The sequence below is a fragment of the Mycoplasma leonicaptivi ATCC 49890 genome (assembly GCF_000622205.1).
Taxonomy (GTDB): domain Bacteria; phylum Bacillota_I; class Bacilli_A; order Mycoplasmatales; family Metamycoplasmataceae; genus Mycoplasmopsis; species Mycoplasmopsis leonicaptivi.
Genome location: NZ_JHWE01000040.1, coordinates 1 through 8,035, shown reverse-complemented (window position 1 = coordinate 8,035; position 8,035 = coordinate 1). Strand labels below are relative to the sequence as shown.

The following is an 8,035-nucleotide window of genomic DNA, read 5'->3' as shown; positions in this document are numbered from 1 at the left end:
AGTATTCTTCACAAGAGTATAAAAAATTAGTTGATAAAATTAATGGAAAAATTTCAATGTCTAGAGTTGGTAATTCCTTAGATAATAGAGAAGTTGAATATTTCTTTTCGATATTAAAAACAGAATGTTTATATTTAAACAAAATAAAGGAAATGACTTTTAAAGAATTAAAATCATTAATTGAATCGTTTATTGTAAAATATAATAATGAAAGATTTCAATCAAATCTTAATTGAAAAACACCTCAAGAAACTTGAAGTGCTTTAAAATTATAATTGTTTCAAATCTGTGTCCCTGTTTATTTTTAAGGTCAAAATAACTTTTTTTGCATTTTGATTAAAATTAAAATTTAATATAATTAATTTATGAATTTTGCAAATAATGAATTACATAAAAAAACAATAGTTTCACCAATGGAAAGAAAATTTTGAGGTCTTTCTTTATCAATATTTGGAGTTGGTTTTGCTGTTGTTGTTGCTTTATCACTTGTATTTATACATCTTTTAACAAAATATTTACCACTAAGTGGTTTTCAATATGTTCAATGATTTTTATATGGTGCATTTTTTGGATTACTTATTGTTAGTTTTATAAATTTAAGAATTAACCACCTAAGTCTGGGAGGATTAATATTATTTTATATAGTAAATATTTTGTTGTATTCAATAATATTTTCTGCACTTGTCTTTTATTTATTTGTAACAAATAGTTTAGATTATAGAAAATTTTTAGGTATTAGTTTGTTACCGTTACTTATAATTGCTGTTTGTGGAATAATAGGATATTTTGATTTATTAAAACAAAGATTTGTAGCATTTTTAATAATTGTTTTTTCAATAACAAGTTTAGTATTATTTTTTGTATCTATATTTGTTTTAAAAATTTCTTGATATTATTCACTTACAACAATAGTGCTTATTTCACTAATAACAATTTCTGACTTTTATTTTGCAAAAAATGATTTAAAAACATTTTACGGAAGTAGTGATGTACTTGTTTTAAAAAGATCATTAGTTTTTGGGATTAGAATATTCTTAAATTCTATGTCACTATTTTTACACTTGATTTTTCTTTTTACAAGAAAAAACTAAAATAGGTTTTACCTATTTTTTGTTTACACTTTTAAAGACAAGTTGATAAATTGATGATAAAAATTACAAAAGTTTTTAGGTAAAAATACATTTTTATAATATACTTGATTTTTAAAAGGAGACTATATGAATAAAATTAAAAGTTTAAAATTATTATTTACTTCTTTAGGTGGTGTTATACCATTTTTTGCAGTTTCATGCAAAACCGAAAAAGAAAATAATACAAAAACTGATGAAAAATCTGGACAAGATTCAACACTTAATCAAAAGCAAGAAACATCTAATGAAAACTTGTCAAATGTTGAAAAATGATCTAATCAAAATGCTACAAATTTATTAGAACTTAAAAACAAAGAAAATTTTGATAAATTTTTAAAATTACAAAATCCTGTATTGGTTTTTGATAGAGTTAATAAAGTAGTTATTTATCAACCACAAGGTACAAAACAAGTAAATTGAAAAGAAATAAATACTTCTGAATTTGAATTATTTGAATTAAACACAGATACTAAATTTCAGCTTGTTCACCCAATAGAAACAATTTATGAAAATGCAAAAAAGCAAAAAAGAGCAAACTCATTTTTAGATTATAAAATTGATAACGACAAAATTATTATTAAATATAAGGTCTATGAATACAAAAAAAGCGATTTAACTCAAATTACTAAAAAAATATTTACAAGTGAAATATCTTTAAATCAAGAAAAAAATATTAAAGATAATAAGCAAGAAGAAAGTACATCAGACGTAATTTCAAATTATCAAAATATTGAAATAGATGCTACTAAATATATTTATGATAGTAGTGATAATTATTATCAATCACTTGAAGGTTTATCTGGTATACAACTTTGAAAAGCACTTAATCAGATAAACATTTCTAAAAGACAATATAATTCTGGTTACAAAGCCCTTCCAAACTTTTATAATACTTCTAACGCTTTTAAAGACACCTTATATGAAAAAGATAATACCATTCTTGATATATATTCTGAAGTAATAAACGGAAGTGATCCTTATACTTTTAAATCATATAAAACAGTTGGTGGAGGGAGCGAAGGAGATGGTATGAATCGAGAGCATATAATTCCTCAGTCTTGATTTAATAAAACAGAACCAATTAGAAGTGATGCAACTTTTGTTTGACCAACAGATATAAAAGTAAATAACATAAGAGGTAATTTTCCGCATGATGATGTTGTAACTATAACCCAGCAAACTAAAAACAAATCTAAACTTGGTAAAAATATTAATTCAGAAACCGTTTTTGAAGTAACAGATGATTTTAAAGGCGATATAGCAAGGGCTTATTTTTACTTTGTTTCAGCATACAATGATAAAGACATTTATAATGGAAAAAATAATATTTTTACTAAAAACTTTCCTAACATTAAGTCTCACTATTTAAAATCTTACTTAAACTGACACAAAAGAGATAAAATTGATAATTTTGATGTTAAAAGAAATAATGAAACATATAAATTCAATAAAATAAGAAATCCTTTTATTGACTATCCGGACATTTTAAATAATATTTTTGGAAAAAATCCAAAGCCTTTTAAAAATAAAGGTGTGTTAACAGCAATAAAATAAGATAAATTAAAACATTTGTTATTCAACTAATAAGTTATATAACAAATGTTTTTATCATTTTATTGAAAATTCATTTGCAATATTTTAAAATTACAGATTAATAAATATTATAATAATAGTATAATTTAAAAAATAAAGGAGAAAGATGAATACTAAGCAAAAACTGGTTATCTGATCAATATGTTCAGCATTTTCTTTTTTACTTTTTATTATTTTACTTACATTTACAATAATAAATATTAATGAATTATTTCCATCTATTTTATTAATTATTGGAGTTATAAGTACTTTAATTGTTTCAATTACTTTATTATATTTTGCTGTTATTAATTTTACATACTCAAGAGAACTTATAAAAAAATCATTTAATGGTTTTATAGAAGAAATAATCACTAAAAACGATATGGGTTTACTAATTTTTGATGTTAATCAAAAAATTATTTGGAGTAGTACATATATTAAAAAAATATTTGACAATGATTATATTGGTCTTAATTTAACAGATTTTTTAAAGACTTTTGATAAAGAATTAGATATACTAGCACTTTTTAACGATTTAAATCTTAAAGTGGATTATGGATCAAAAAACTATCAACTACAATTTTGACCTATTAATAATTCAGTTATTATTAAAGATATATCATCAGAAGAATTATATAAAAAAGAAGCTTGGGAGCAAAAAAGTGTTATTGGAGAAATCGAAATCGATAATTATCAATTATTTCAGTCTTATTTTTCTGAAGAAGAAATATTTTATATTAATAAACTAGTTATTGATACTCTTAACCTTTGTGTTGAAAAATATAACTTTATTTATAGACAATATACTAATGGTAAGTTCGTTGTAATAACAAACGAACTTTCGCTTCAAAAAATGATGGATGATAATTTTGATATTATTTTAAATATAAATGATCAATTAAAAAAGATTGATGTTTCAAAAGTTACATTAAGTTGTGGTTTTTCACATGGGTGATCTTCACTGAAATCAAAACTTGAATTTTCTAAAAAAGCTTTATTACAATCACAATCAAGAGGTGGTGATCAAGTATCAATTTTTGCAAATGATCAATCTCCAATATATTATGGTTCAAATAGCGAAATTTTAAAAGAAACATCAAGAACTAAGATAAAAGATGTTGCAAAAAGTTTTGAAAAAATATTGCTTCAAAACGATATTGAAAATGTTATTATTTATGGGCATACTTTTGCAGATTTAGATGCAATTGGTTCTGCAATGGGAATTTATGAAATAGCAAAAAGTTTTTATAAAAATGCTTATATTTGTTGCGAATCTAAGGATAGTACGGTTGAAAAACATTTAAACGATTTGTTTACAAATCCAAAAACAAAAAATATTTTTATTAAATCGTATTTTGCAAATAAAATAACAAATAATAAAACAGTTGTTGTGCTTGTTGATAATTCTCATCCTGCAAGAACAGACAACATTCATGCACTAAATAACTGTGAAAGAGAAAATATTTTTATTTTAGATCATCATAGAGTATCTAACTCAATTGATTTTTGTTTAAAAAGAAATGCTTATATAGATACGGTTGCTTCATCTGCTTCTGAAATTGTTACAGAAATGATTTCTTTCTTAGATTATAGAGTAAAGATTTCAAGTAAAACTGCACAATATTTATTAAATGGAATTTATTTAGATACAAATAATTTTTCTAAATCCACAAGTCCAAGAACTTTTTATGCAGCTTCTTGACTTGAAGAAAAAGGAGCACAATCTAGTATATCATCTGAATTATTAAAAATAGATTTTAAAACACAAGAAAAAGTACAAAAACTGATTGAAAATGCTAAAGAAGTTAAACCGGGTTTTTTCTTAGCGTATTCTGAAATTTCAGCAACTAATGATGAAATTTCAATCGCATCTAACGAATTACTTAAAATTAAAGATCGTGTTGCTTCATTTGTTGTTGCTAAACTTACTGGAACAAACACATATAAATTAAGTGCAAGAGGTATAAACACAAATGTTCAAGTAATTTGTGAAGGTGTTGGTGGTGGTGGTCATTTTAATTCCGCTGCTGCTCAAACAAATGAAAAACTTGATATTTTTATTGATAATTTAGTTCAAGTTATTAATACAAGTAAATAAATTATATTAAGGAGAAAATAATGAAAGTAATATTATTAAAAACATGTAAAGATGGAAAAGAAAACACAATAATCGATGTTGCTGCAGGTTATGCAACAAACTTTTTAATAAAAAAAGGTTTTGCTGTTGCATATAATGAAAATACAGCAAAAAATTTAGAAAAAAAATTAGATAATTTAGCTGCTGATGAACACGAAAAAAGAACAGAAGCCTTAGTGATTAAAGATAAAATTGAAGAATTAAATATTAAATTTGAACTAACTTCAAACATTGATGCTAATTGTAATTTAAATGTTCATGGTTCTGTATCTACAAAAGATGTTGATAAAAAATTAAAAGAACTTGGTTTTAATTTATCAAAACATTCATTACAAAAAATACACCTTGTTTCAGAAGGTTCGCATGATGTTGAAGTTATTATTTATAAAGATATTATTGCAAAATTAAGAATAGAACTTAAAATAACTAATGTCAAAAAACATAAATAAAAAAATTAATTATCATAATTTTGTTAATCTCCCAAAAAACAGTTTAATCCCTACTAAATTTGTTGATAAAATCTCTGAAAATAAAGTTCTTTATTTGATGATTAATTCAGAAGAAAAACAAAAACTAGCAGTTGATTTTCTTAGTTCTGAACATTTTTACTTTCAAGAAAATAAAGAATTGTTTAACTTAATAAAAGAACAGAGAAAACAAAATATTCTTGATGGTGCTTTTTTAGATTACTTTGAAATAATTAACTTCACTCAAATTGAAAACGTTTCTAAAACATATCCACATATAAATAATTCTTATATAAATGAAATCAATTCAACCTTTGCTAATGAAGAAAATTTTACTTATTATATCGATAAATTATTAGAATTACGCAAATTAAGAAATCTAGAAATTTTTTATAATGAATCCTTGAATGCTTTTCAAAATAACTCTAAAGTAAATTGAGAAAAAAGTTTACTGGATTATGAAACATTTCTTTCTGAAAATAATCAAGCAGATTTAAATAATAGTTCATATATTTCAATTGCAGAAGCAACTGAAGAATATACTAAGATGCTGGATGAACTCTTAACTGGTAATTACAAAAAAGAAACAGGTTTAATGTCTGGTTTTGTCAATTTAGATAAATATTTAAACGGTTTTAAAAAGGGTCAGTTAATTATTTTAGCAGCAAGACCAGGTGTTGGTAAAACGGCTTTAGCTCTTAATATTATGAAAAATATTTCAACAACTAATATAAATAACAATTGCGTTTTTATTTCGTTAGAAATGCCTTATTCTGAATTAACTTTAAGAATTTTATCTTCTGATACAAAAGTATCATTGCAAAAAGTACAAGATATTACAAGATTAAACGAAAATGATATTTCGCTTTTAATTAATTCACACTACAAATACCAAAATCAAAACAATATTCGTTTTGATGATAATCCTTCAAGTAAAATTAACGATATTATTTGGAAACTTAAACAAATTCACAAAAATATTGATGGTGGACTTAGTTTAATTGTAATAGATTACTTACAATTAATTAATGGTGGAGAAGCTGTTAGTGGTAATAGACAAAATGAAGTTGCTTTTATCTCAAGAGCACTTAAAATGCTTGCACTTGAGTTAAAAGTCCCTGTTGTTGCTCTTTCTCAGTTATCAAGAAGTGTTGAAAATAGAGAAGATAAAAGACCACAACTTAATGACCTTAGAGAGTCAGGAGCAATCGAACAAGATGCTGATATTGTTATTTTTTTAAGTAGAAATATTATCAATGATAAAAATGAACAAAATGATAATAAATTCAGTATTACCGATGTTACAATAGCAAAAAATAGAAATGGACAACCTGGTAGAACCAAACTAATATATGAAGGTGATACAGTTACTTTTTACGATTTTCAAAATAATGATGAATAAAGGAGCAAAATGGATTGTTATTCCCATTGTAATAATTTAAATTCAAAAGGGGATTTATGTCTACCCCTATATTAATATTTTTTATATTTCTTTTATTTTTTCTTTTCTTATTGAGTGCAATTTATAGTGGTTGCGAAACTGCTTATGCTTCACTTTCAAGTGCAAAACTTCATGAAATGCAAGAAAACAAAGAAAAAGGCTCTGGATTAATTTCAAAACACATAAAAAGATATAATAGGATTCTTACAACTATTTTAATAGGTAATAATCTTGTAAATGTTATCTCATCTCTTTTAACTAGTTTTGTCTTAGGAAAATTAATATCAGATAGTTTATTATCTATTATAATTTCTACCTTAATAGTAACACCTCTTTTGGTTATTTTTGGTGAAATTGTTCCTAAATTAATAGCAAAACAATACCCAAAAAAATATTTACAACTATTTAGTTGATATATAGATGTTAATTTTTGAATTTTTTGACTTTTAACATGACCTATTTCTAAAATTTCCAAAAAAGTTTATGTAACAAATTCTGAGGAAGATTTAAAAAATATTTTAAACATTGCTCAACAAGAAGGTGTTATTCAAATAGGTGAAAGTATTTTGGCTAAAAATGCACTTGATTTAGATTCAACAAAAGTTAGTTCACACTACATAAAAATAAAAGATGTAACAACAATTAACTACAAATCTAATATTGCACAAGCACATTCTATTTTTAAGGAAACTAACTATTCAAGACTACCAATTGAGCAAAATGGTAAACTAATTGGTATTTTACTCTTAAAAGATATCTTTCATTTACAAAGAGGTAAAATTATTAATTATATGAAAACTGTGCCTACTATTTCAGCTAATGCTTTACTTTCATCTGCACTAGAAAAAATGAGAGTAGCAAGAGCTCAAATGGCTTTTATAACAGAAAATAACACAAGTACAGAGATTTTAGGGATTTTAACTATTGAAGATATTATTGAAGAAATTGTAGGTGAAATATATGATGAATTTGATGACGATGAACAAATTTATGAAATTTCATTAGAAAAATCGAGAGTTAAGTCAAACGTGTCTATTTATGATGTTTTTAAACAACTAGAAATTGACTTAGATTATCTCGAAGAAAATGAAGAAAATTTATCAATTAAAGATTGACTTTTAGTTAAAATGCAAAAAGATAAATTATATAAAAACTCGCGTTTTGTATTAGATGAAAAATTTGCATTTAAAGTAATCGAAAAACATAAAAACAACGACAAAAAGACTATTATTGAAGTCTCAAAATTATAACTTTTAGTAAAAAAATAATTAAAAAACCAAATTTT

At 23.9% G+C, this 8,035-nt stretch carries 7 protein-coding genes; all 7 read left to right on the top strand.

Annotation, left to right across the window (positions count from 1 at the left end; all coding sequences use genetic code 4):
- Positions 1 to 275 (top strand): integrase core domain-containing protein (locus tag BU00_RS0102690; RefSeq protein ID WP_027121383.1); only part of this gene is annotated, 275 nt, incomplete at its 5' end.
- 90 nt (positions 276 to 365) lie between these two features.
- Positions 366 to 1,091 (top strand): MAG0110 family membrane protein, encoded by a 726-nt coding sequence (locus BU00_RS0102685; protein WP_027121382.1) that lies wholly within the window; start codon positions 366 to 368, stop codon positions 1,089 to 1,091.
- A gap of 126 nt (positions 1,092 to 1,217) precedes the next feature.
- A complete protein-coding gene (locus tag BU00_RS04905; protein ID WP_051521852.1) occupies positions 1,218 to 2,684 on the top strand; it encodes an endonuclease in 1,467 nt (488 codons plus the stop codon).
- Between the two features lie 145 nt (positions 2,685 to 2,829).
- Positions 2,830 to 4,803 (top strand): GGDEF domain-containing protein, encoded by a 1,974-nt coding sequence (locus BU00_RS0102675; protein WP_027121381.1) that lies wholly within the window; start codon positions 2,830 to 2,832, stop codon positions 4,801 to 4,803.
- A gap of 20 nt (positions 4,804 to 4,823) precedes the next feature.
- Positions 4,824 to 5,291 (top strand): 50S ribosomal protein L9, encoded by a 468-nt coding sequence (rplI, locus tag BU00_RS0102670; protein WP_027121380.1) that lies wholly within the window; start codon positions 4,824 to 4,826, stop codon positions 5,289 to 5,291.
- A complete protein-coding gene (locus BU00_RS0102665; protein ID WP_027121379.1) occupies positions 5,272 to 6,711 on the top strand; it encodes a DnaB-like helicase C-terminal domain-containing protein in 1,440 nt (479 codons plus the stop codon). The genes rplI and BU00_RS0102665 overlap by 20 nt, the downstream gene beginning before the upstream one ends.
- A gap of 56 nt (positions 6,712 to 6,767) precedes the next feature.
- Positions 6,768 to 8,000: a CNNM domain-containing protein gene (locus BU00_RS0102660; protein ID WP_027121378.1), complete on the top strand. Its 1,233-nt coding sequence runs from the start codon at positions 6,768 to 6,770 to the stop codon at positions 7,998 to 8,000.
- Positions 8,001 to 8,035: the final 35 nt, after the last annotated feature.